The sequence below is a fragment of the Nostoc sp. FACHB-133 genome (assembly GCF_014698055.1).
In the GTDB taxonomy this organism is placed as follows: Bacteria; Cyanobacteriota; Cyanobacteriia; order Cyanobacteriales; family Nostocaceae; genus Nostoc.
Window position 1 is genome coordinate 51,727 of record NZ_JACJSH010000007.1, and the last position, 25,692, is coordinate 77,418.

Genomic DNA, 25,692 nt, shown 5'->3' on the forward strand with positions numbered 1-25,692 from the left:
TGGGTATTCTTCAACTTTGTGATTTTCTATATGCTTTATGCCGCGTAGGCGTAGCCCGTCGTAGACATCGCAATCTTGTAATTGGTTTTTCGTGCATAGCCATCGCGCTGAAGGTTTTGAGTCCGTCAAATTTTAGCTAAAATGTTCTAGTGGTCTATCGCAAAAGTTTTGATAGGTTTGTAGTGAGCGATTTATCGCTCAAATCAAGGACTAAAGTCCTTACTACGAACTTTTATAACCCTTCAGAATTAATGCGATGAACCACTAGTGGTCTATCGCAAAAGTTTTGATAGGTTTGTAGTAAGCACTTTAGTGCTTGAATATTTGAGGACTAAAGTCCTCACTACAAACGTATTTACCACTCATAACTAATGCGATAGACCACTAGTAGTGCGCCAAGTCAACAATGCTTGGTTTGTAGTGAGCGCTTTAGCGCTCGAATTAAGGACTAAAGTCCTAACTACGAACTTATTTACCTATCAAAGTTGGTGTGGTGTACTAGTGCCGTGATTTGTTAGCGATCGCTCAAGTTTCTCAACACAACCTATAATATGGCAAAAGATTTGTATCATGAGCAAGTTAAACGCGCTCTTGAAAAAGACGGATGGCAAATAACTCACGATCCATACGAATTGCGTATAGGCGGAGTTGAAATGTATATAGACATTGGGGCGGAACAGATTATTGGTGCCGAAAGGGGAAATGATAAAATTGCGGTTGAGGTGAAAAGTTTTATTAGTCCCTCAAGGATTTCTGATTTTCACTTGGCGCATGGACAGTTTTTAGATTATCGCTATGCTTTAGAAGATAAAGATCCAGAACGAATTTTATATTTAGCAGTACCTCGTTTTGTTTATCAAAGCTTTTTTAACTTAGCCTTTATTAATAGTGTGGTACAACGCAGTCAAATTAAACTTTTAGTTTATGACTTAGAAAAGGAGACGATTGAGCAATGGATAAAGTAGCTCTCTACAGGCAATATATTCAACAACTAATCCAAGCAAAAGCCGATCGCTCAATGAAATCGGCAAAAGATGTTGAGGCTCAACCTATTTTTGATACGGAGCGCGATCACTATCAATTAGTGTATGTGGGTTGGACGCAGAATGATATCAGGGATTATGGATGTTTGCTACATTTGGATATTAAAAATGGCAAAATTTGGATTCAATATGATGGTACGGAAGATGGTATCGCTTATGAGTTATTAAAATTAGGTGTACCACATGAAGATATAGTTTTAGGTTTTCAACCTGCTAGGGTGCGCTCTGATACTGAGTTTGCTGTAGGTTAAGTTTAAATATTGATTGATGAATAGCGATCGCTAGTTCAATTTTCATCAAGTCAAAGGCGGGTATCATTTCAACCTATGCGATCGCCTCTAGAGTTAGAAAAGTCTATTTAACAGGGGGAAGCTTTAGTTCTATACCTAACTTGCTTCCTATTTCCATAACATCCTTTGTAAAGCTTGTCATACCTGCAATCGGGGCAGCGACTAGAGTACCAGCAGCTAGTAAAGCTACTAGACGCTTTTTGAGTTTGGGTAAATTGCGTTCTTTTTCTGGCTTTTGAATTTCTACTTCTACATCATCAATATCGATGATAATGTCGTCGTGGGTTTCTGGTGGAAATTGGGCAGCAGTTTGGCGTAAGTTGCCGATCAGTTGCATTAGTTCTGCTACGCTTGCGCCGCTTGTTTGGTTGAAGTTAGAGGCTTGCTGACTGGCGTTGTCTTTGACTTGGTTCGCAAGGTTGGCGATGTTTGCGCCTTGAAAGTTGTTTGTGAATTGAGGATTTTCTGACATAGCATTTGCCTCGGCTTTATTATTATTATTAATTTTAATTTCTCTGCTGACAGCTAGTTTAGCAATATCTCGCATATCTTCATAAGCAGTCCTATCATCTAAATCATTATCTGCTTTTTGTGATTTTCGACGCGATTCTACTGATTCATAGCCATCTAAAAGTTGACGTAAATCGAGTTTTAATTTTAGTTTGCCGATGGTTATTATGCTTTCACCCATTGATTCGAGTCCGAGGAGTTCTTGGTAATCGAGGGGTGGATGGTTGCGATGGCCGGGAACGGGAACCCATTCGGTGATTTCGAGATTGGGGAGACTTTTGTGGATTTTTTTGAAGACATCGCGGAGGATGCCGAGAAATAAGCGGCGGGTTTCTTTACGTCCACTAATGGTGATGAAGATTTTTTTATCTTCGGGATCGGCTTTGATGCGAGCGATGTTGTAGATTTCGTTGTTTTCTTGATATTGCAGCATTACGCCACTGCGCCAATAGATTTGCTTATGAATTTTTTCGTGGGTGTTGACGATGAAGCGGGAAATGATGCTTTCGGGGAGAACTTTGTAATGGTATTGAAATTCCAGGGTTTCGGCTTCTAGTTCTGTTTCGTCTGGTTGGTCTTTGGGCAAAAGTCCCGCAATCAGAAATTGTGGTGGGTGACAAGCTAATTCAAAGCCAAGCTCAAATTCTTTCATCAGTTCAATCAGATAGCCATGACGCTGGGTGGGATAGCGCTCTGGGTCAAGGATACGGATGAGATCGGCGGGGGTGAAAATGCCTTTGGTTTTAGTTTTGAGGTTTTCATCGCTCAGGAGCGCGTAAATGCCTTCTGTCACCCAGTTGGGTTTGAGGACGTTGGTATCTTTGAGGATGGGATGATCGCGGAAGTTGAGAACTAAGCCGAGTCTATGGAGGAGATCGATGAGTTGCTCTTGGTTTTGTTCTTCAGGAATATTGTTTTTGTAGTAGATGCCGATATAACTGCTGTAGGTGATGAAGTCTTGGGGCATGGATTCGAGTTGTTGTTTAACCTCAAACCATGTCAGGGGTAGAAGATCGTAGACTTCTTTGAGTTTGCCGACTTGCTGGAAGATAGCAGTGCGAAGTTCATCAATGCCGATATTGTTTTGGCATGAGGTTTCGATAATGTCTTGGATGTTGGGATATTTTTCGCGTAATGCCTTGCGGTTGATGTCGAGGGGTTGTTCGTCTTTTTTGTTGCCAACGATAATCACGGGGGACTGTCCGCCGAAGCTTTCGATTAGTTTCAGCCAATATTCGATGCGGTTTTCTTCTTCGCTGGTGCGACAATTACAGACTAGGAGATAGAGGCTGCGCTTAGTCAGGAAAAACTGATGGGTGGCATGATAAATTTCCTGTCTCCCAAAGTCCCAAACATTGAGGCGGATGTCTTTGCTATTGACCTGCACGTTCCAAGTTTCTACATTGAGTCCGTCGGTTTGGGGTTGATTTTTATCATATTTATTGCGGATTAGTCGCTCGATGAGCGATGTTTTGCCGACGCTGCCTTGTCCGATGAGCAAGAGTTTGGCTTCGTTGAGTGGACGCACTTCACCGCTACGCACTAATCGCAAGTAATTGAAAATGTCTTCAACTGAACCAACATCATCAGAAGATCCTAATATCTCTGGTGAAATAGGAAGCGGATTTCCCCGTAAATCTAGTTTTTCCAATTTCGGCAAACTTTCGATCGCCTCTGGAATCTGGGTTATTTTGTTGTAACTGAGGTAAAGCTGCGTCAGATTGGTTAAATTAGCGATCGCCTCTGGAATCTGGGTTATTTGGTTGGAACGGAGGTGAAGCTGCGTCAGATTGGTTAAATTTGTGATCGCCTCTGGAATCTGGGTTATTTGGTTGGAACGGAGGTGAAGCTGCGTCAGATTAGTTAAATTAGCGATCGCCTCTGGAATCTGGGTTATTTGGTTGTCACTGAGGTGAAGCTCCCTCAGATTGGTTAAATTAGCGATTGCCTCTGGAATCTGGATTATTTGGTTGTCACTGAGGTGAAGCTCCCTCAGATTGGTTAAATTAGCGATCACCTCTGGAATCTTGGTTATTTGGTTAGAACTAAGGTGAAGCTGCGTCAGATTGGTTAAATTAGCGATTGCCTCTGGAATCTGGGTTATCTGGTTGTTAAAACTGAGGTAAAGGCTTGTCAGATTGGTTAAATTAGTGATTGCCTCTGGAATCTGGGTTATTTGGTTGTTAAAGAGGTAAAGGCTTGTCAGATTAGTTAAATTAGCGATCACCTCTGGAATCTGGGTTATTTGGTTGCTATAAAGGTAAAGGCTTGTCAGATTGGTTAAATTAGCGATCGCCTCTGGAATCTGGGTTATTTGGTTGTTACTGAGGTGAAGCAGCGTCAGATTGGTTAAATTAGCGATCGCCTCTGGAATCTGGGTTATTTGGTTGTTATTGAGGTGAAGCTGCGTCAGATTGGTTAAATTAGCGATCGCCTCTGGAATCTGGGTTATTTGGTTGTTACTGAGGAAAAGGTTCGTCAGATTGGTTAAATTAACGATCGCCTCTGGAATCTGGGTTATTTGGTTGTAAATGAGGAAAAGGTTCGTCAGATTGGTTAAATTAGCGATCGCCTCTGGAATCTGGGTTATTTGGTTGTTATTGAGGTGAAGCTGCGTCAGATTGGTTAAATTAGCGATCGCCTCTGGAATCTGGGTTATTTGGTTGTTACTGAGGAAAAGGTTCGTCAGATTGGTTAAATTAACGATCGCCTCTGGAATCTGGGTTATTTGGTTGTAAATGAGGAAAAGGTTCGTCAGATTGGTTAAATTAGCGATCGCCTCTGGAATCTGGGTTATTTGGTTGTTATTGAGGTGAAGCTGCGTCAGATTGGTTAAATTAGCGATCGCCTCTGGAATCTGGGTTATTTGGTTGTAACTGAGGTAAAGGCTTGTCAGATTGGTTAAATTAGCGATCGCATCAGGTATTTCAGTTAGCTCTACTCGAATTAAGATAAGTTCCTCTAAATGTAGTATTTGCGTTACCACATCGGGAATGCTCTCTAAAGGATTGCCACTAATATCCAACTTAGGATAATTACTATAAAATTTCAAGTTAGGATGAAATAAGGGACAGAGATTTTGTTGTCATGAATAAGAGGACTCAACTGCTCGAAGTAATTGCAGAACAAGTCTCCCTTGTCTCTTCTTAATGCCCAATGCCCCATTCCCCATACTTATCTACGAGAGGCTGCGCCCTAAGCGTAGCTATGCCGCAGGCTTTACGACTGCGCTCAGTACAAGTTCCCAATGCCCAATGCTCCATGCTGCCCCAACACTCGTATGATCTACATATCAGGAAAACATAACAGCCAGATTTTTACCGCAAAACATGGGCAGTATTTGGGAAATCGATTTTTACTCCCGTCCGATTTTGGACGATAATCAGAAAAAAATTTGGGAAGTCTTGGTCTGCGAAAGCCCCTTGGATATAGGCACAAAACCAGATTCTTTGTTTCGCTATGCTCAATATTGTCCCAGTACCCAGGTAAACTCGGGCTGGTTGCGGACAGCATTGCAAGAGGCTATTAACCAAGCTGGAAAAGCACCAATTAAAATCCGCTTTTTCCGCCGCCAAATGAACAACATGATTACTAAAGCCTGCCAAGATATAGGCATTCCCGCCCAGCCTAGTCGCCGTACTTTGGTTCTTAACCAATGGCTAGAAGAGCGGATGAAGGAAGTGTATCCTCAAGAGGCAGGGTATCAAGGGGGGACTAATCCCTCAGTCCGCTTGGAGAAACCTTTGCCGCAACGTTTACCAGATGCTTTGGAAGGGCAACAGTGGGTATTTGTTACCTTGGATGCTGCGGATTTAGCAGAGATGCCAGAGTGGGAAATTGGCTTTGGTGAAGCTTTCCCTTTAGAATTGGTGAAAGTTTCACCCGAAGCCCGTATTCCTGGTATTTTGATTTTCTCACCGAGAGCATTACCCTTGGCTGGCTGGATGTCTGGTTTGGAGTTGGCTTTCTTAAGATTTGACACCAGTGAAGAGCCGAGATTGCTTTTAGAAACGGGGGTTAATGAAAGCTGGATTGTGGCAAATATCAAAAAACCTCAAGTTTTGGCAGAGGCCAAAGGTTTTGAAGAAGCCAAGCAAAAAGCTAACGGAGTGCATTTTATTGGTATACAGTCTGATCCCAAAGCAGAATCTTTTGCTGGTTTTTGGCTATTGCAAGAGGTTAATCTTTGAAGATGGGGATTGGGAATTGGGAATTGGGAATGGGGAATGGAGAATGGGGAATTGGGGACTAATGACCAATGACAAATGACAAATGACAAATGACTAGATCCGTTGAGACATGACAATGATTTGGGATAATTAACTGCGTTCATCAGTTTTGATCTGCGGTTCCAAATCGTAACTGTAAGGAAACGCTGATGATTTTTGGATAGTTATCTGCGTCCATCGGCAGAAAGCCCGATCGTTGGTTTTTAGCGATCGCACTTTCTCCAAGGTGCGCTCATATGCGGTTCAAAATCCACAATTCACTAAGGGTCATGGGTTCTGAAAATTTGTCACAAGATACACTAGCCGAACAGTTGCTGGAACTAGCTATAAAATCTGGAGCAGAAGCTGCTGAGGTGTATCAGTCGCGATCGCTTTCTCGTCCAGTGTTTTTTGAGGCAAACCGACTCAAACAGCTAGAAACCAACCAATCTGAAGGTACAGCACTACGGCTTTGGCGAAACGGTCGTCCGGGGCTGACGGTGGCTTACGGTTCTGTCTTAGCCGAAGTGATGGTGGAAAAAGCTCTGGCATTAAGCCACCTGAATGAACCGGAAACTGTAGAATTAGGCTCTAACTTTCAGCCCTCCTACCCAGATTTAGGAGAAAGTGTACCGATAGAGATTTTGGTAGACTGGGGCAAAGAAGCGATCGCACTCATCCGCGATGTCTATCCCGATGTTGTGTGCAATGGTGACTGGGAATGTGATATTGAAACTACCAGAATAGTCAACACTAAAGGTTTAGATTGTTACTACACCGATACTACCCTCAACTGCTATGTATCAGCAGAATGGGTACGTGGTGATGATTTTTTAAGTGTTGCTGATGGTCAAACCAAGCGGGGGGAACTTCACCCTGAAAGATTAGCTAACCAAATTTTACAACGGCTAATTTGGGCCAGAGAAAATGTCTCACCCCCTACTGGTCGTGTGCCGATTTTGTTCACTTCTAAAGCTGCTGATATGCTTTGGGGTACTGTGCAAGCCGCTTTGAATGGCAAGCAAGTCTTAGAAGTATCTTCACCTTGGGCAGAACGTTTAGGGAACCCAGTTGTTGCATCCAGTCTCACTCTTTACCAAGATCCAGATGCTGGCCCTTACAGTTGCCCTTTTGATGATGAAGGTACTCCGACTCAATCTTTAGTATTTATCCAAAACGGAATCTTACAGCATTTCTATGGCGATCGCACCACCGGCCGCCAACTGGGTACTGACACTACTGGAAATGGTTTTCGCCCTGGTTTGGGCAGCTATCCCACCCCTGGTTTATTTAATTTTCTCATCCAGCCAGGTTCGGCATCGTTACCAGATTTGATTCAACAACTAGATGATGGCTTGATTGTGGATCAAATGCTTGGTGATGGTGGCAGTATTTCTGGAGATTTTTCGATCAATGTCGATTTAGGCTACCGCGTCCAAAATGGTCAAGTAATTGGGCGCGTTAAGGATACTATGGTTGCAGGTAATGTTTACACAGCCCTGAAGCAATTGGTTGCCCTAGGCAATGATGGTGACTGGAATGGTTCTTGTTATACTCCATCTCTGATAGTAGAAGGGCTATCTACCACGGGGAGAAGTAATTAAATAATTCTTAATTCGTAATTGGGGAGAGTGCTTTTGTACAGCGATCCTAAATTATTTGTGAATAACAAGATCCCCGACTTCTTAAAGAAGTCGGGGATCTGGGCCTTGAGATAGACTTTTAAACCATCCTCTAGGATTCCACTAAACAGCTTTTTAGGAAAGATTTGTAATCCAAAATTTAAAATCCAAAATTGGTATGAATCAGCGTTTTCGCACCTGGTGGCAGCCTAGAAGAGGTTTAGCGATCGCCGAAGCTTGTGTTATCGGTTTGGTTGCTGCCCTATCTGCGGTGTTCCTGAAAGTAGGATCGGGATGGCTGGGGACATGGCGAGTCCATACTACCCATCTTTTCCCGGCATGGCTGGTACTACCTATAATTGGTCTTGTTCTGGGATTTCTCGCTGGATGGATGGTGGATAGATTGGCACCAGAGGCTTCTGGTAGCGGTATTCCGCAAGTCAAAGCTTCCCTCGCTAATGTGCCTATGACATTATCTTGGCGGGTGGCAGGTGTGAAGTTACTCAGTGCCATCATCGCCATCGGTTCCGGCATGACTCTAGGACGGCAAGGCCCTACTGTCCAAGTAGGGGCAGGTTTGGCAGCAGGGATGAGTCGTTGGGTTCCCACTTCCCCAGATCATCGACGGCAAATGATTGCAGCAGGAGCGGGTGCGGGTTTGGCTGCTGCTTTCAATGCTCCGATCGCAGGTGTATTATTTATCGTTGAAGAGTTACTCCAAGATTTATCAGGATTGACTCTGGGAACTGCCATTATCGCCTCCTTTATTGGTGGGGTGATATCCCGCCTCTTAGGTGGTGGCTCTTTTGACCTTAACCTGCAATTAACGCAATCTTCCAGCCAATTTTCTATCCCAGAAATTCCCTTTTTCGTACTGTTAGGTATCTTGGCAGGATTGTTGGGTGCATTGTTTCATAGCGGCTTAATATTTAGTATTAAATTTTATAGAAGATTACATATTAGCTTACCCCTGCGAGTGGCTTTAGCTGGATTTATCTCTGGTGTTGTCGTAGCTATGCTCCCTGCATCCTTCCGTGATAATACAGGATTACGGGAGTCCTTAATTACTGGAGGTTCACAACCTACATTAGCAGCGATCGCCTTTACCGCCCAATTCATCCTCACACTCATAGCATTTGGTTCGGGAGCGCCGGGGGGATTATTCGCTCCCAGTCTGATTTTGGGTTCTTGTTTAGGACATATCATCGGTGTAGCTGAGTTATATATCACTGGAGTTGGTTCTCCGACTACTTACGCCCTAGCGGGGATGGGTGGATTTTTTAGCGCCGTTTCCAAAGTGCCAATCACAGCAATTGTGATTGTGTTTGAAATGACTACAGATTTCAATCTGGTACTACCTTTAATGATTGTTTCTGTAGCAGCTTATCTGGTTGCGGATAAGGTAGTCCCCGGTTCGCTTTATGAGAAACTTTTGGAGTTAAAAGGAATTATTCTCACCAAACAAGTTCCGATGGAGGGCGCATTAACCAAGTTAACTGCAAAAGATGTGATGCAAGAACGAGTGGAAACTCTGGATGCAGAGATGAGTTTAGAAGAAGCAATGCAGGCCTTTGCTCGTTCCCATCATCGCGGTTTTCCTGTGGTAGAAGATAACAAGTTAGTAGGGATTGTGACGCAATCAGATTTACTGAAAATTCGCGAGAGTGCAAAGCACACGCTCCACGAACGCAATTTAGCCGATATTTTCTTAAAAGAAATTATGACACCTGTCCCGATGACGGTGACACCGACTCACACTCTGGGTAATGTGTTGTATTTACTCGATCGCTATCAAATCAGTCGCTTACCAGTGGTGAATGGACGGAAACTGATCGGGATTATTACCCGTGCAGATATTATTCGTGCGGAAGCAGATCATCTCAATTGTGGAAATGGAACTCCTAAGCTGCAACCAGAACCTTCATACATAGTTTACCAAACGCGATCGCCTAGCACCGGTAGCGGTAGATTATTAGTCCCAGTAGCTAATCCCGAAACCGCAGGTGTTTTATTACAAATGGCAGCAGCTATTGCCCGCGATCGCCATTATGAAATAGATTGCGTGCAAGTTATGCTCATACCCCGCCACAGTTCCCCATCAGAAACACAAGTAAGAACGGCAAAAAGTCGCCGCTTGCTAAGACAGGCGGAAGTCTTAGCAAAAAAGTGGAAAATCCCCTTGCACACGCAGATTCGAGTTACCCACGATGTAGCCCAAGCAATTTTAGAGACAATCAACGAACAACACATCGACCTAATTTTAATGGGATGGAAAGGTAACACATCTACCCCTGGTCGGATTTTTGGCAGCGTTGTAGACAACATAATTCGCCAAGCCACCTGCGAAGTCGTGTTAGTAAAATTAGGCACTACTCATCATTACCCCTTATCCCCTGAGGGGACCCCACCTTCCCCACTCCCCACTCAGCACTCCTTTAACCGTTGGCTAGTGCCAATGGCTGGTGGCCCCAATTCTCCGCTAGCGATTAAGTTATTACCTGCTTTAATTACATTGGGGAATGAACCGCAAATTCACTTGACACAGGTGTTTAAGCCATTTGAATTCAAGCCGGACATGTCAATTTCAGAACAAGCTATTCGCCATTTGATGCGACGGCAAAAATTATCTAGTACTGTAGTTGCGCTCCCAGTGCAAGCTGATTCAGTAGCTGAAGGTGTGATTAACCTAGTGAAAACCGAGGGTTACGATGTTGTAGTTTTGGGAGCATCACGCGAAGGATTATTGCAGCAGGCAATTCAAGGTAATATTCCCGAAGCGATCGCCTCTGGTGTAGAAAGTACAGTGATTTTGGTCAGGGGTGCAATTCACAAGCGAACTACTTAGGTTTATCTGCGGTTGACATAATATTACGATATAATTACTGTCTTTATCTATGATAAAGAACACCAATAATCAAAGTAAAAATTATTGGAATTAAGATTGGAATAGCAACTATCAGTCCCCATTTTCCAAACTTAATTTCTTCACCCTCAGATTTTAGAAACGCAATCCAACCTACAACTCCCATCAAAACCCAAATAAATCCAAAGGAAAGAAATATAATAAATACTGAATCTTCCATTTTTATTTAAATTATAACTAATGACCACTAACTAACTTTACTAAGTTTGCACGAAACTGGCTAAAATTAGAAACTTAATGGTGCTGTTTTGTTCGCCAATTTTATTTTTGGAAAATCCTAATTAACAACTGAACCAAGGAAACTTGATACGTCCCAATACTACTCGGTTAAGCATTTTAAACTCAGAATTTGGTTTGGGGAAAAGGTTAAAGGTTTTTTATTCCCCTTTTCCCCTTCCCCTTTCCCCCTTAACCGACAAGTATTGTGATACGTCCTTACTCCCCAAAGGTTGGATTTATGTAAACATACAAATAAAGCCTGCTGATGCAGGCTTTACCCGTAATAATTTTTAAGAATTATGCAAAATTAGAATGCAACTTATTATTAATAGTTAGAACGGGAGCCAGGGGAACCGACCACATTAGGATCACGATAAGCTACATTATCATCAGCTTTGCGGTTCTTGCGACCCAATAAACCAAATAAACCGAGCAAGCCCAACAAACCCCAATCCCCATCTTGATAATTTCGATCGGTAGCAGGGCGGTCTGTAGTAGTGTTTGTAGCAGTACCATCAGGAGCTGTTGTTGTCTGAGCAGAAGCGGGCATAACTGTGGGCAAGGTAGCCAAACTTAGAGCTAGAACAGTACTTCCTAGAATTTTGGAGACATTAAAGCGTTTCACGATCACATTCCTCAATTGAATTGCTACAACTAATAGTTAAAGCATATTAAGTTTTGACAACGCCAGCATCAATCTTTAGCTGCAAATATAAATCAACTTAAAGATGCATTTGCAATCGATTAAATAAGCATTTTGGTATAGATTATATTACCAAGCCTATTAAATTAGGCAATAATAAAGTCAGCGATCGCATTAAAACCAGCTCGATCACAGAAGAAAAAATTACCTCTTCAGCTATGACAGATGTTGATATTGAAGGCAGAAAATACACTAATTCTGTTCAGTGGTGGGCTAAATAAATAAATGCGGGATGATTTTATAGATTTTACTTGGCATTTTTGTGTGGAAATTTGATGCTGCAAATGTGCATACCCATAATTAATATTTATACTAAAACTTGTATTGCATTATCTATCAATTGCTCTAAAAATCATTGCATTTTTCAGTGAATCGGCTGCCAAATCTTGAGAATATTTTCACCACTTCCACCACCAGCAATAGTTTCTCCATCGGGGCTGATGGCGATCGCATAAATATATCCAGAACCTGTATCTAAAGTGCGAATTTCCTTACCTGTTAAAGGATTCCACAGTTTAATTGTCTTGTCACTGCTACCACTGACAAGGGTAAGGCCATTTTGAGTTCCACTGGGCAAAAAGGCAACAGAATTAACCTTATCTTTATGTCCCTTTAAAGTGCGGATTTCCTTACCTGTATTTAGATTCCACAATTTAATTGTTTTGTCTTTACTGCCACTGGCAAGGGTAACACCATCAGGTGCAAAAGCGACTGAAAGAATCGACTCTGCATTTCCTTTTAAAGTGCGGATTTCCTTACCTGTATTTAGATTCCACAATTTAATTGTCTTATCCCAGCTACCACTAGCTAGGGTTTTGCCATCAGGACTAAAAGCCACAGATGAAACACCATCAGTATGTCCATCTAAAGTGCGGATTAACTTTCCTGTCTCCAGATTCCACAGTTTGATTTTTATATCCTTACTAGCAGTACCACTGGCAAGAGTTTTCCCATCAGGACTGAAAGCTACAGAAGTAACTCCGTCGGTATTTCCCTCTAAGGTGCGGACTAACTTTCCTGTCTCCACATTCCACAGTTTGATTGTCTTGTCTGCACTACCACTGGCAAGGGTTTTACTATCAGGACTGAAAGCTATAGTCCAAATCCAAGTGGAATGTCCTTCTAAAGTGTGGATTTCCTCTCCACTGCTCAGATTCCATAGCTTGATTGTCTTATCATCACTGGCACTACCAAGGGTTGTGCCATCAGGACTGAAAGCTACAGAATTCACATCGCTGGAATGCCCCTTGAAGGCTTTGGGTAGAAAATCGCTTTTTGAGGGCAAAGAAATAGGCAAAGAACTAGGCGGAGAATTAGACGGAGAATATTCGCTCATAGTATGGGGACGAGTCTGGAAATACCAAACTCCCCCCAATCCCAATACCACAATGCTAGAAATTAACAGCAGTTGACTTTTTAATGTCTTATTTAGTTTTGGTAAAACTGGCTTTTTGTTTGCTGGAGTAGACGCAAATGTTGGTGTAAGTAGAGTTATGGGCAGTGATGAAGATGATGATAGCCCAGGTGTCAAGTCAGTGATGACTTCATCAGCCGATTGGTAACGCTTTTGGATATCTAGTTGCAACAGCTTATCCAAAACTTCACCCAACTCTATAGACACAGAAACCCCATCCCTACCTGGACTGATTAAATATTGTCGCCAAGACCCAACCCAACTATAGCCTTGTTGTATCCACAGTTGAGATGGACGAACCCCAGTCAGTAGATGAAAACAAGTTGCCCCCAAACTGAATAAATCACTTGCTGGGTAAGCTTTACCATCTTGCATCTGTTCAAGTGCAGTGTAACCGTGTGAGCCAATAACAGTACCCATTTTAGTCTGCACTGTTGCTGTCAGCTGCTTAGAGGCTCCAAAATCGATTAGCACTAATCGCCCGTCACTTTGACGACGAATAATATTTTGTGGTTTGATATCCCGATGAATCACTCCCCGCACATGGGTAAACTTCAGTACGGGCAGTAAATCTAGCAACAGTTCACGAATCTGTGTTTCACTATAGTTTCCGCGCCTTTCCCATTCCTTAAGCAAGTTTTGCCCATCGATAAATTGCTGCACTAAAAACAGATAGCTATTTTGCTCAAAATAAGCCAATAAAGTTGGAATTTGTGGATGTTCGGCGAGTTCTTGTAGTCGGCTTGCTTCTTGTTTAAATAGTTCAATGGCCTTTGTTAGTGGCCCAGTCCCCTGAAGTTTTGGGGCAAATTGCTTAACAACACAGCATTCATTCAGCTTGTGTACATCTTCTGCTAAATAGGTTCTACCAAATCCGCCCTCATCTGATAACACCTGAGTGGGACGATAGCGACCTCCCAGCAGGGGTATTAATTCTGCTCTACAACTATGGCAATAGTTGTTTTTATCAGGATTTAGGGGTTTTTGGCAATCGGGATTCACACAACAGAGCATACTGGGAATCCATTTGAATGGGAGTATATATTCATCTTAAGTCATGCAGTATTATCTCTGTTCTTAATTAATCTCACTGAGAACCTATACATATCCCCAATTTCCTTACCTCATCAGGTATTGAAGAATTTAAATAATTTGAAAAAAGTTGTGCTTAAGCGATACCTTTTGAAGAATTTATTTGCATAAAATGAACAATAATATAATACTTACGCATGATAGGAAATACCAAATATGGATGATTTTTAAAATCATATTTGTCGTCAGGGCAATCGGTAAGCTTTACGCGCAGGAGTATGCTAATGCCAGTTCCTTGATGCCAAAGAACCCGTTCACCGAAATGGCTTACCCCTTTGCATCTACATGAATTACCCCTAGCGCCTGAGTGTATTTCCTATCAAAGAATGATTAATAAAACCTGAAACGAGCTATTTAGCGCTGTGTGCAACTTTCTTTCAAACCTAACCCCTAGCCCCTTAAGAGCTAGCGTTGGGGAGCAACAATCAAAGCCTCTCGACCTTTCGGGGAGAGAAATGGAAGTGGGGTTCTAAGAATAAGTTGCACATCGCCTTGTTTACGTTTATACATGACATGATTCTTTTGTAAAGTGCATAAACTAAACTTTGACTTTCGGATAGAAATTTTAAGGTATCGCTGAATTCAGCTATCGTAGAAAGTAGTAATAATTTTTGGGAAAGCATCAAATATCTTCGTTGATGCGGTAAGTTTGGCTTTGCAGATAGTTTGGCTGCCAAGGAATGATCTTGAAATGGGGCTTTAGACTATTAATTTTATTCTTGGGGCTGGGGTTACTGTTGGATCTCGGTTCCCGTGTCGGAGCAGAGATTTTTTGGTTTCAGGAAGTCGGCTACCTCCAAGTATTTTTGTTGAGGGTGATGACTCGTGGTGTTTTGTGGGTAGCAGTAGCTGGGATAACTGCTGTCTATCTACTGCTAAATCTGGGTCTGGCACAACGGCTAAAATATTCCCAGTCTCTGAAGATTGAGGAAGTTAAGCGTGAGGAAGCAAAACTCACGAGTGAATTAACAAATTTTCTCAGCCCTCATTATTTAAGACGCGACGAAACCCGGATACTTACACCGCAACGCTTTAAAAAATTGAGATTGCGCGGGTTATTACCCCTAACCCTGATATTGAGCTTGTTGATCGGGGTGATGTTGGTTCACTATGGTCAAATTGCTTTTTCTTACTGGCATTCTCCAGTTAATCAGGGCATTTTACCCATTCCCGCCCTATTTCGACCAGAGACAATCTGGCAACTTTTGAGGCAGATTTTCTCTCAAGTTTGGTATCTCGGTTTAATTGGGGGAGTAGCGATCGCAATCTTAATCTATCCCCAATTTTTACTCACTGCGATCGCAATTACATTCAGTCCCATTTTTGCATTCATCCTATTCCAACACTGGCCAAAGGTGCTGCAATATTTCCACCCCACCCCTTTCAACAGCACTGATCCTTTATTTGGTCGAGATATCAGCTTTTACATATTTTCTTTACCCCTTTGGGAACTGTTAGAGCTTTGGCTGATGGGATTATGTTTGTATGGTTTCGTCGCCGTTACCCTTACTTATCTTTTGTCGGCGGATAGTTTAAGCCAGGGGATTTTTCCTGGTTTTTCGCCCCAGCAGCAGCGTCATTTATTCGGTATGGGTGGTTTATTAATGCTGGTAGTGGCTTTGAGTTATTGGCAAAGTCGCTATGAACTTGTGTATTCTAGCCGTGGTGTAAGTTATGGTGCTAGCTATACAGATGTGACAGCCCAGTTGCCAGCTTATACCTTTTTATGTGTTGTGGCAGTAGCGATCGCCTTTTACCTACTTTGGCGAACGTTTTTCTGGAAACCCAAATCTCGGTATCGTTCCTTGGTATTTTACGGGTTGGGGATTTATTTAGTATTAGTTGTAGCGGCTGACGTTGTTTTACCAACGGTAGTGCAATATTTAATTGTCCAACCTAATGAGTTGCAGCGAGAGCAACCCTACATTCAACGTACTATCGCCTTGACTCGCCAAGCATTCGATTTAGAAGCGATCGATTCCACAGGCTTCAACCCTCAAGGAACACTGACTGAAGCTGATATTCAAAAGAATGACTTGACAATTCGGAATATCCGCCTTTGGGATCAGCGACCACTGTTAGAAACTAACCGTCAACTGCAACAAATTCGGCCGTATTATCGGTTCCCTGATGCCGATATTGATCGATATACTCTAAAAACAGATATAACTTCACCCCGACCATCAGCGCCTCAAAAGTCATCAGAACTTAAGCAGGAGGCAATTGAACAAGAGGCAAGGGAGCAGGGAGCAGGGAGCAAGGGGGATAATTCAGGTGCGCTAGCTTCCCGCTATGCACGAGAGCCACTTAGTAGAAGTGTGAGACTCAGACCTATGTTGCGCTCTGCTCCACGACAGGAGTCAGGGGTAATTTCCCCCTGCCCCTTGCCCCCTGCCCCCTGCCTCTTCGCTGAACCTACAGAACGGCGGCAGGTACTGATTGCTGCACGAGAATTAGACTACAATGCTGTACCACAGGAAGCTCAAACATGGGTTAACCGCCATTTAATTTATACCCACGGTTTTGGGTTTACTGTTAGCCCAGTTAATACAGTTGGGCCTGGTGGACTACCAGAATATTTTGTCAAAGATATTAGTGATGATAGTAGTGCCCTCACAACTTCTAGTGCAGCTATTCGTAAAAGCATTCCCATTGGTCAACCCCGAATTTATTACGGTGAAATAGCCAATACTTACGTAATGACTAACACAAGAGTTAGAGAGTTAGACTACCCCAGTGGTAGCGACAATGTTTACAACTCTTACGATGGTCTGGGTGGTGTGGAAATCGGTTCAGCATGGCGACGGTGGTTATTTGCCATGCATTTAAAAGATTGGCAGATGGTGCTGACGCAGGACTTTTTACCAGAGACAAAATTGCTACTGCGGCGAAATGTCAAGCAAAGAATTCAAGCGATCGCACCTTTTTTGAAATTTGACAGCGATCCCTATTTAGTAGCTGCTGCTGCTAATGAAGATTTCCCGAGTAATCCCAGTTATCTTTACTGGATTATTGATGCCTACACGACGAGCGATCGCTATCCTTACTCAGACACTGGCAGCGACGGTATCAACTACATACGTAACTCGGTTAAGGTCGTGATTGATGCCTACAACGGCAGTGTCAATTTTTATATTGCAGATAAGAGCGATCCAATCATTGCCACTTGGTCAGGGATATTTCCCCAAATGTTTAAACCGCTCAGTACAATGCCTGTTAATCTCCGCAGTCATACCCGCTATCCGGTGGATTTTTTCAAAATTCAATCTGAGCGGTTGATGACCTATCACATGACCGATCCCCAGGTATTTTACAATCGGGAAGACCAGTGGCAGATTCCTAATGAAATCTATGGCAGTGAAACTCGTCCGGTAGAGCCATACTATTTGATTACTAGTCTACCCACTGCACCTGTTGTTGGCCCAGCCTCTCGTACAGAAGAGTTTATTCTGTTTCTACCCTATACTCCTAGACAACGGACTAATTTAATCGCTTGGTTAGCGGCGCGATCGGATGGTGTTAATTACGGGAAGTTATTGTTATATACTTTTCCAAAAGAAAGGCTGGTCTACGGTACAGAGCAAATTGAAGCGCGGATTAACCAAGACCCGGTAATTTCTCAGCAAATTTCCCTGTGGAATCGCCAAGGATCGAAAGCCATTCAAGGCAATCTATTAGTAATTCCCATTGAGCAATCGCTGCTTTATGTTGAGCCAATCTATCTAGAAGCCACACAGAATAGTCTACCAACTCTGGTACGGGTAGTTGTGGCTTACGAAAACCGGATTGTCATGGCCCAAACCTTAGAACAAGCCTTACAGGGAATTTTTAAACCAGAAGTTACACCACCACCTGCAATTATCCGTCCCTTTGAAGAAGCAGCCCCACCTGGTTAAGAGGTTATTTATAAAGTAAAAATAATTACATAGCAGGGGACAAAGAGCGATCGCCATTAACAAAATTTATTGCAACAGACATAGTTTAATGGTTCAACATAATGTAATAGACACTAAAAGTTAATGGACATGCTACAAAATAACCAACTAGAGATCCGTCACATTAGTCCCGAAGTGAGGCAGTTGATTAAAATGTATGCGGATGTTAATAGCTGTACGCAGTCTGAGATGTTGGAACGCATTATTTTGGAGTGGAACGCCCAACAAAGCGAGAGCGAAAGACCGCCAGGAGACGAAGATGAATAGCTTTCTGCTACAATTTTTAGTCTACTTGTAGCGAAAGCCTTTGATTAATTTGGCTCTCTAGCTCAAGAAAAATTTTTCCGAGATTGGGTCTTTCTTGAGGGATTGAATAAAATCCCTCAAAGTCATCATGCTACCCGTTAAGGTGAATTTGGGAGTGCCATTTTGAGCAACGATTCTCACTTCGCCGTCTTGGATCTGAATCTTATTTTTAATGTTATCCCATAGAGTATCAAAGCTCTCATCATCCTTACAACCATTGGCTTCAAGGAATTTTTGGTGTACTTCTGTTTTTAATGCGAGTGCTTCTGCTGCTTGAGTCCGCGCCTCAAAGTGCTTAACTACATCTTCATAAGCACTTTCCCTGAGAGTTTTATTTTCAGCCTGAACTTGCTCTAACTGAGTTTTTATGGTTTGCAGTTGGGACGCTAAAGCGGCTGATTTCTGATATTCAAGTTTTAAGGCTTGCTTTGCATTGGCTAACAAGGTTTTATAATCTAGCTGATCTGGATCTTGATTTTTTTCAGATTGCATTTTTATCTCTACGATCAACAGATTTTAGGTGAAAAACCCTCGTCAGTTATATTACAAAAACTGGCGAGAGTTTAGTAAATATTATGTGGATTATCTAAGTATTAGTTATTTCACCAATAATGGTGTTTCAGAGGTAGGATTTTCCTGAATACTACTCAAACAAGAACTAATGTGCAAGCGGATAGCACGTTCATAAACACTAGTCTGCTGAGTACGTACCCCGACAGCCTGGTATATTAAGCTAACTTCTGGGAATTCAGACCAATACATCAAAAAAATGTCTTTAGCTGGAGTAATAATTTCGTAATTATTCTCTTGTCTTTTTTTTCTGAGTTTACAATTATTTAGTTGTAATTTTTGTCTGAATAGTTTTTCAAATTCTGGAATTAAATCTGAAGTAGTTTTCATGTGTTATACACGTTAAAACGTGTTAAGGATGCAAAGACTATCTGATGATATTACTAAGTATGACACTTCAGATACCTCTTACAATATAGTGTATCAGTTATCGAGTCTTTGAGAATTTGAGGTTACTTTTCCCTTCTCATGATTAAATAAGAGGTCTAGGACTAGGGGGGACTGGAGAAATAGTTAGTAGAGACACCCTGATAATGACACCGCTAAATACCTACAGGCTACAGCCTGGGACTTCAAGACCCTCTGCAAAACTGATTAGTTCCAAATACTCTGGATTTTCTACAAACTTTTTAGCAGCCAGCAATCCAGCAATGCTCCAAGTTTGATAAATTCTGGCTTCTTTGCCAATTAAACGGCCATTGTTGCCATCGTAGTATTCAGGGAATTTATCCTTCAATAAACGCCTTTCGGCAATAGCGATCGCTGCTTGAGCAAGTTCTGTTCGACCTGCTTTCTGCGCCGCCGATGCAAATAACCACAGTAAAACTGGCCAGTTGCCACCATTGTGATAAGACCAAGCCCTGTTTTTAGAGTCACATCCTGTAACAATTCTCCACTCTAAACCATCCATTGCGGGAAAGCAAATTTTAACAGGCATATAGCCGATCAAGTCTTGCCAACGTTGGGCGAATAAATTCATAATGCTTTGAGATTCTTTTTCGCTTGCTAAGGAAGTTAAGATTGCCATCAGATTTCCCAGAGCAAAAAAGCGAAAATCAATCCGTCCCGGCCCCAGATTTCCCGCTAAATATCCTCCCGTTTCTGGCAACCACTCGGTCAACCAACCAGGAATTGATTCTGAGTTGATGTTGAATTTATTAACAATTTCTTTACCAAATTCGTTATCTTTGTAACGATAGATTTCCCCCAATCGCTTCAGGTCTAGCCAATAATAGTTGCGGATATGATATTTCAAAGGCCCCAATCGCCTATTGACTTTGCCGAGGTAAGTATCGCCATCTCCATCTGATAAAAGCAATTCACTAGCAGCCCTCAAGGACGCATAAAATAACACCTGAATTTCTAGAGGATGTTCGTAGACTCCCATACGACGGTCAATCATAAACGCGCCATCGGGAACTAACATTGTTGGGTACATGGAAAACCGATGTACTAAGCAAAGATCCAAAATTAGTTTGATTCCGGCTTGAAAATCTGGCTGACGCGCTAGTGACAAATCGCCTGTAGCTTTTTCATAGGCTCGTAACAAGAGAATCCACCACATACAAGAATCAATCGGGGGAACACGAGCGATCGCTAGTTCACCAAAATCAGCGACCAAAAATTCCTCATTCCCTTTAGAATGTACTTTGAAACTGGCAGGCATTAATCCCGCTCCCGGTTCAAAGCAGTCTATCTGTTTTTCATGACTTTGTAATTTCAGTGTTTCTACTAAGAAGTTACGCACAATGTCTGCTTTGCCATACATGAGAAATACCAAGGCAGAAGGGACAAAATCGCGGAGAAAGCACTGGTCATAATTCAGTGCATCTGCCTCCGGATCGTGGGCGGCTACAGTCCCGATGGGTCTTCCCTGGTAATAAATTATCGACTCTTCCAATAATTCCCAAGCTTCTGCTTCCAGTTGACTGTTCTTATCGATGGTGCTAGTCATGGGCATTTAATTCCACTAATAATGGTATGTATCGGCTTAATTATGGAAAGTACGCCAGCCTTACTCAACAAAAAGGCAGGGCAAAATGACCTCTTTCTCCATCTGTGGAGCAGAAAATGGGTTTGAGTCCCCCACAACAACCAAGCGTGGTTCTCGTACTCTACCGGAAGCTAACGCAACAGGGGTGGTCACATAGCTCTGCCGTTGGCTGGTGCAGCTTCTCTAAGAGTTGGCGAATCCCCTTTCTGCTCCCCTGCTCCCTTCTCCCTTGCCTCTTTCTCAAGCTGACCAGGTTTCCCGGAAGTCAGCATATAGAGTCAATCCACCGTCTACAAATAGCGTTTGTCCGGTGATATAGGCGGCTTCATCCGAAGCTAAAAAAGCTGCTGCGGCTGCCATCTCCTCTGAAGAGCCAGCACGTCCCATTGGGATGTGATTTTCCACAATCGCCTTTTTTTCAGGGTTATCTATCCAGTCTTGATTTATTGGTGTGATTGTTGCTCCGGGGGCAATAGCGTTGACACGAATACCTCGGTTAGCATATTCCAAAGCTAAGGTTTTAGTCAGGTTTTCCATACCACCTTTGCTAATGGAATAACTGATATACATTGGTCGCGGAATAATTTCGTGAACGCTGGAAATATTAATAATCACCCCCGAACGATTTAGAGATAGGAGGTGTTTAATAGTTTCACGGGCGCAGAGATAAGCACCCCGGAGATTGACTGCAATTACTCGGTCAAAGTTTGCTGTCGTAACTTCGTGGGATGGACTTTCTATTTGAATCCCAGCATTGTTAATTAGAATATCTAAACTGCCAAATTCCTTTACTACGGTGTTGACCATCTCGATAATGTCTGATTCTTGAGAGACATCACCCTGAAGCAGTAGTGACTTCACACCACAATTTTCGATATTTCCGCAGGCTTTTTGCAATGCCATTTCTTCTGTGTCTACCGCCGCTTCTGGGCTTTTGCGATAATTGATGGCGATGTTGCACCCTTCTTGAGCGAGTCTGATAGCGATCGCCTGACCAATTCCTGAAGTTGCACCTGTAATTAAAGCATTCTTCCCCTTTAACCCTATCATATTTCCTGACCTTGCTTGAATTTGAACTTAGTCAAACAATTTTGAATTTTAGATTATTCTTTTAAATATCTAAAATTGTTTTGTCAACCCCCAATGGAGGTAATTTAAAGTTAAAAAATTTTAATTTATCGAAACAGAATTCAGGAGTCAGGAGCCAGAATTCAGTTGGGTATTCTGTGCGACTAATGGATAACGTAGCGTAAACCCTGCGGCATAGCAACGCTATGAGCAAGGAACGAGCGTCTTGATTCTGACTCCTGTTAGCGGATAGCTAAGGTTTAGCCAATTCTGACTTCTGACTTCTGAATTCTGAATTCTTCTTCAAGAAATCAATTCTTAAAAATTAGGCTACAGATCCAAGAGATAGAAACTCAACTTAAATCTGATGCCTCTTAATTACGAATTACGAATTGGTTAGTTCCTATCGCAAATTCGCTGGTACTTGTTCAGGAACTACCCAGTAATAAATAGTTTTTCCCTCTACATTTAGAGTCTGCTGTGGTTTCCAATCGCCCATATCGAAGGCGTGGGAGACAATGCGACTACCAGGTTTGAGTTCTTTCAACAGCCACACGGAATGGTCGTGCTATGTGGGGTTCACGGATTCGCAATACCAGCAGGGATATGCCAGAAAGCAAGAAGAAGAACCAAAATATTGGGGCGGTGTAATCCACCATTGTTTGAAAGCCTTTGCGGGTGAGCGTGCCTAAAAAAACCAGTGCTAAAGCGATCGCTGCTTGCAAGAATAAGGCATAGGTGGGACTACTTGGACGCTGTTTCCAGTGTCCCATAAAACCAAATAGCGAAAAATCCTGTCCCAGTGCATAGTTGGTACGCGCTCCAGTAAAGATTGTGGCGTTGGTTGCTCCTAAAGTAGCGATCGCAATCCATACACTAATAAATAAGGCTCCCGGTGCGCCCCAAAGAGAGCGCATTAAATCTGCGGCTACTGCTTCCGACTGGGCCATGTTTGCTAATCCTAGTCCCCGTAGGTAAGCCAGATTGATTAGCAAATAAATGGCTGTGATGATCCCAATACTCCACATTAGCGATCGCACAATGTTACGTCGTCCATCTTGAATTTCTGCGGAGATGTAAGCCGCTTCATTCCAACCGCCGTAAGACAACAACACAAACACCATCGCTAATCCCCAGGTTCCTGATGATGCAGATTCTACAGGGAGGGCAGAATTAGGAATGGCGGTAAGCCCAAGAATCACTACCAGCAACAAACCCAGAACTTTTGCTGCACTTAATAAGTTTTGCGTCCACTTCCCCTGCTGCAAACCGATGATGTTCAAAGCAGTTAAAAGTGCGATCGCGATGGCTGCATAAATAGAAGACGAAAACGTTCCTAGCTGCCATATCTGAGAAACATAATCGCCAAAAACAAATGTGACTCAAAAATGACAATCATTAGTAATATGTCTTCAAGCGGTAATATCCATCTCGCCACATTCAGATCAATGTACCTACAGCGATCGCTTCAATTTTGCTGTTCATAGCAAGGTGGAAAGAATATCAAATTAATCTAGAGAATGATTGACTAATAGTGGGGAATCGTGAGTTGCTTCGATAAGCAGCTAGATGATCTAGTAATCACCTAAAATTTGAGATTAGTAGGGATTAGCGAGTAATAAATCATAATAATCTCTTTTTACTCTTAATTCTTTAGTATCTATTACTGGGAAAAAGTAGAATATCGATTAATTCACCTATAACCAAACCTAATACTGCTATGACTGTTAAAATCCAGAATGAATCTAGCTTGTTAAAGCCAGAAAAACGCATTTCCAAATCAGCTAAAAGCGTAGTTGCTAAAGGTATGAGAAAAAGCCTTAATAATAGCGACCAAGTTGCTACAAAAGCAATTGATATACTTAAAAATAATATGACAGCTAAAGTTTGAGATCCAAATTCAACTAAACGCTCTAACCAAGAAGTACTCTTTCGCACAATAACTATAACCATAGCAGCAACAAAAGCTCCTACTAACCAAACAATATGATTAGCAGCAAGATACCATCCTAGGAGAGTGTAAGCTAGCCATAGTAATACTAAAGGCATAAAAGGAATCCTGTTAAAAAATTCCACATTCATACTGTCAAGGCTTGTAAAAATACCAAGTTAATATCCTAATTGTAGTCAAGGATACGCTTTTTTTATCCTCTTGATGCATTGGTGAGGGGTGCAATTGCTGTGGGAATCAGAATTAATTACTTAGACTTGATATGATGCGTAGTTTACCGCCGCAGGCATCGCTTCTAGCTTAAAGTTCAGATAATCAAGCTTATCTAGCAATAAGAATAGCTTGATATACGTATGCCTTTTAAATACAGGTTATATTTAAGACAAAAAAATGACTAGTCTCAGAACAAAAGTACTATATTTTAAAAATACTAACGATATATAAGTAAATGGACTTTGACTCTCAGCTATTTGCCATGAAATTTCATAGAGAGGTAGTTACGATTCACTGTGTACAACTTTGATAACTGTCCACAATACAGTTGCATGTCTCAAGCTCATGGTAATATTATTTTACTGTCAGGAGATATTATTTATACATCAACTTACGACCATGCTGAAACAGCTAGTTAGGCGTGCTACCTCCAAAAAACAAAAAGTTATTCAACCCAGCAAGGAAATCACCAAAAGCAGCAATGTGCAAAGCACAGAGCTTTTGAAACTCTGCTTATATAAGATACTAAAGAGCTAAAAAAGCCCTTTTTTAGGAATCATGATAGCCAGCGAATAAGGCATAAAAACCTCTTAGCATCGGCAAAAATTTAGACAACAGTAAATATAAAAGTGTTGACGCAATGTCAAGGGTTTTTTGTATACATAAAAGTAACAGAAAGCACGTTTTTTGTTGCCAAGAAAACATTAAGATTGTGTCTTTTCTTTAGATACTGATTATCTTTGTGCTTAGTTACCTATATATAAAATTCCTATTTGACTGGTGAAAACTTAAGCGACCTCGATCAAATGAGGCAAACACTTAAATTTAACAAATGATTTAGGACTGCTAAATCAATCCTGATTTAGTAACGACTTGATTATTGACAACGTAAGTAAAAGTAACAGGTAAAACATGAATATCATTGTTCGTTTAATTGGAGCGATCGCTCTCCAAGCATCTGTATTGGCTGCAATGTCTAGCATGGCAATGTCTGCCGAAAAGCCTCTGCGCCTCCGTATCCAGGAGGCTGCTGCTGTGTCTCAACGGAAAACAACACAGAGGATTTGCTCGTTAGATCCCATTGAAGATTTATTACCTCCACCACAGGCTAAGGCCAATAATTCTTTGCTTTCTTACCTTGCTGAACAAGGTTTTACTCAAAATAAAGAGGGTTCTTGGGTCTGTTATGCGAACGATCCGAAAAAAGAAGGGCGTTACTTTACTCTGTTTAAGGTTAAACGAGTTGATAACAGGCTCATAGCAAGTTCCTTTCTAGATGAGGGCAGTCTGATTCAGGGGCAAGAAAATCGTAGCTTGAACTTCTTTATGATGCTGATCGAGCATCATCTGAATACGACTCAAGAGAACCGCAAAGGTATACGTAGATATTTAGAAGCTTTCGTTTCTTTAGTGAAGCAAGGGAAGATCAAACCTACACGTCGTGCGTTTCTTTTTGATCAACCAAATCGGGGAATGGTCTTATATCACACACTCTCATCAGGAAATCTTAAAGGTACTGGAATCACGATCAACATTTATTTACCTAAGAGTTGAATTTGGAAGTGGGGATTGGTGACTGAGGGTTGGGGACTGGAGATTGGGGAGAAGAACCAATACCGAATTCCCAGCCCA

At 42.0% G+C, this 25,692-nt stretch carries 18 protein-coding genes and 2 pseudogenes; 8 read left to right on the forward strand and 12 right to left on the reverse strand.

What is annotated here, in order from left to right:
- Window positions 1-551 precede the first annotated feature (551 nt).
- Both H6G86_RS08030 and H6G86_RS08035 read left to right on the forward strand, forming a co-directional pair.
- Window positions 552-965 carry a XisH family protein gene (locus tag H6G86_RS08030; RefSeq protein ID WP_190933876.1) on the forward strand — a complete coding sequence of 138 codons (414 nt, stop codon included), beginning with the start codon at window positions 552-554 and terminating at the stop codon, window positions 963-965.
- Entirely contained in the window at window positions 953-1,294 is a 342-nt protein-coding gene (locus tag H6G86_RS08035) for a XisI protein (RefSeq protein WP_190933877.1), read from the forward strand. Before H6G86_RS08030 ends, H6G86_RS08035 begins: the two co-directional genes overlap by 13 nt.
- Before the next feature lie 103 nt (window positions 1,295-1,397).
- Here the strand turns inward: H6G86_RS08035 and H6G86_RS08040 are convergent, their stop codons facing one another.
- Window positions 1,398-4,895 carry a leucine-rich repeat domain-containing protein gene (locus tag H6G86_RS08040; protein ID WP_190933878.1) on the reverse strand — a complete coding sequence of 1,166 codons (3,498 nt, stop codon included), beginning with the start codon at window positions 4,893-4,895 and terminating at the stop codon, window positions 1,398-1,400.
- 277 nt (window positions 4,896-5,172) lie between these two features.
- Here H6G86_RS08040 and H6G86_RS08045 point away from each other — a divergent pair, with 277 nt between their 5' ends.
- Window positions 5,173-6,033: a Tab2/Atab2 family RNA-binding protein gene (locus H6G86_RS08045; RefSeq protein ID WP_190933879.1), complete on the forward strand. Its 861-nt coding sequence runs from the start codon at window positions 5,173-5,175 to the stop codon at window positions 6,031-6,033.
- Between the two features lie 129 nt (window positions 6,034-6,162).
- Here the strand turns inward: H6G86_RS08045 and H6G86_RS39450 are convergent, their stop codons facing one another.
- Window positions 6,163-6,288 carry a hypothetical protein gene (locus H6G86_RS39450; RefSeq protein WP_277883557.1) on the reverse strand — a complete coding sequence of 42 codons (126 nt, stop codon included), beginning with the start codon at window positions 6,286-6,288 and terminating at the stop codon, window positions 6,163-6,165.
- Window positions 6,289-6,341: 53 nt separating this feature from the next.
- On the opposite strand from H6G86_RS39450, the gene H6G86_RS08050 reads away from it, so the two are divergent.
- Together H6G86_RS08050 and H6G86_RS08055 are read left to right on the forward strand one after the other, a co-directional pair.
- Window positions 6,342-7,655, forward strand: coding sequence for a TldD/PmbA family protein (locus tag H6G86_RS08050; protein WP_190933880.1), 1,314 nt, complete (start codon window positions 6,342-6,344; stop codon window positions 7,653-7,655).
- A 196-nt stretch (window positions 7,656-7,851) separates the two neighbouring features.
- The gene (locus H6G86_RS08055; protein WP_190933881.1) at window positions 7,852-10,518 is read left to right on the forward strand and encodes a chloride channel protein; all 2,667 of its coding nucleotides are present in this window, start codon (window positions 7,852-7,854) and stop codon (window positions 10,516-10,518) included.
- Window positions 10,519-10,561: 43 nt separating this feature from the next.
- On the opposite strand, the gene H6G86_RS08060 is transcribed toward H6G86_RS08055, so the two are convergent.
- The 3 genes from H6G86_RS08060 to H6G86_RS08070 all read right to left on the reverse strand — a co-directional run bounded on the left by H6G86_RS08060 (window position 10,562) and on the right by H6G86_RS08070 (window position 13,946).
- Window positions 10,562-10,756: a hypothetical protein gene (locus H6G86_RS08060; protein WP_163931519.1), complete on the reverse strand. Its 195-nt coding sequence runs from the start codon at window positions 10,754-10,756 to the stop codon at window positions 10,562-10,564.
- Window positions 10,757-11,140: 384 nt separating this feature from the next.
- On the reverse strand, window positions 11,141-11,440 hold the full coding sequence (locus H6G86_RS08065; protein ID WP_190933882.1) for a WGxxGxxG family protein: 300 nt from the start codon (window positions 11,438-11,440) through the stop codon (window positions 11,141-11,143).
- Window positions 11,441-11,882: 442 nt separating this feature from the next.
- The gene (locus H6G86_RS08070) at window positions 11,883-13,946 is read right to left on the reverse strand and encodes a WD40 repeat domain-containing serine/threonine-protein kinase (RefSeq protein WP_190933883.1); all 2,064 of its coding nucleotides are present in this window, start codon (window positions 13,944-13,946) and stop codon (window positions 11,883-11,885) included.
- Between the two features lie 758 nt (window positions 13,947-14,704).
- Between H6G86_RS08070 and H6G86_RS08075 the strand changes: the two genes are divergently transcribed.
- Both H6G86_RS08075 and H6G86_RS08080 read left to right on the forward strand, forming a co-directional pair.
- Entirely contained in the window at window positions 14,705-17,920 is a 3,216-nt protein-coding gene (locus H6G86_RS08075; protein ID WP_190933884.1) for a UPF0182 family protein, read from the forward strand.
- A gap of 123 nt (window positions 17,921-18,043) precedes the next feature.
- Window positions 18,044-18,226 carry a hypothetical protein gene (locus H6G86_RS08080; protein WP_012408316.1) on the forward strand — a complete coding sequence of 61 codons (183 nt, stop codon included), beginning with the start codon at window positions 18,044-18,046 and terminating at the stop codon, window positions 18,224-18,226.
- A 57-nt stretch (window positions 18,227-18,283) separates the two neighbouring features.
- Here H6G86_RS08080 and H6G86_RS08085 read toward each other — a convergent pair whose 3' ends face one another.
- The 7 genes and pseudogenes from H6G86_RS08085 to H6G86_RS08115 all read right to left on the reverse strand — a co-directional run bounded on the left by H6G86_RS08085 (window position 18,284) and on the right by H6G86_RS08115 (window position 23,978).
- Complete coding sequence (locus H6G86_RS08085) at window positions 18,284-18,757, reverse strand: hypothetical protein (RefSeq protein ID WP_190933885.1); 474 nt, start codon at window positions 18,755-18,757, stop codon at window positions 18,284-18,286.
- A 105-nt stretch (window positions 18,758-18,862) separates the two neighbouring features.
- Window positions 18,863-19,165, reverse strand: a complete 303-nt coding sequence (locus H6G86_RS08090; protein WP_163931535.1) for a hypothetical protein — start codon at window positions 19,163-19,165, stop codon at window positions 18,863-18,865.
- Between the two features lie 220 nt (window positions 19,166-19,385).
- Window positions 19,386-20,795 carry a glycoside hydrolase 100 family protein gene (locus tag H6G86_RS08095; protein ID WP_190933886.1) on the reverse strand — a complete coding sequence of 470 codons (1,410 nt, stop codon included), beginning with the start codon at window positions 20,793-20,795 and terminating at the stop codon, window positions 19,386-19,388.
- 273 nt (window positions 20,796-21,068) lie between these two features.
- The gene (locus H6G86_RS08100; protein WP_190933887.1) at window positions 21,069-21,878 is read right to left on the reverse strand and encodes a glucose 1-dehydrogenase; all 810 of its coding nucleotides are present in this window, start codon (window positions 21,876-21,878) and stop codon (window positions 21,069-21,071) included.
- A gap of 421 nt (window positions 21,879-22,299) precedes the next feature.
- Window positions 22,300-22,446: pseudogene (locus H6G86_RS08105) on the reverse strand (class I SAM-dependent methyltransferase); the annotation flags it as partial.
- Between the two features lies 1 nt (window position 22,447).
- Window positions 22,448-23,278: pseudogene (locus H6G86_RS08110) on the reverse strand (amino acid permease); the annotation flags it as partial.
- A 271-nt stretch (window positions 23,279-23,549) separates the two neighbouring features.
- Window positions 23,550-23,978 carry a hypothetical protein gene (locus tag H6G86_RS08115; protein ID WP_190933888.1) on the reverse strand — a complete coding sequence of 143 codons (429 nt, stop codon included), beginning with the start codon at window positions 23,976-23,978 and terminating at the stop codon, window positions 23,550-23,552.
- Window positions 23,979-24,972: 994 nt separating this feature from the next.
- On the opposite strand from H6G86_RS08115, the gene H6G86_RS08120 reads away from it, so the two are divergent.
- Window positions 24,973-25,614: a hypothetical protein gene (locus H6G86_RS08120; protein WP_190933889.1), complete on the forward strand. Its 642-nt coding sequence runs from the start codon at window positions 24,973-24,975 to the stop codon at window positions 25,612-25,614.
- Window positions 25,615-25,692: the final 78 nt, after the last annotated feature.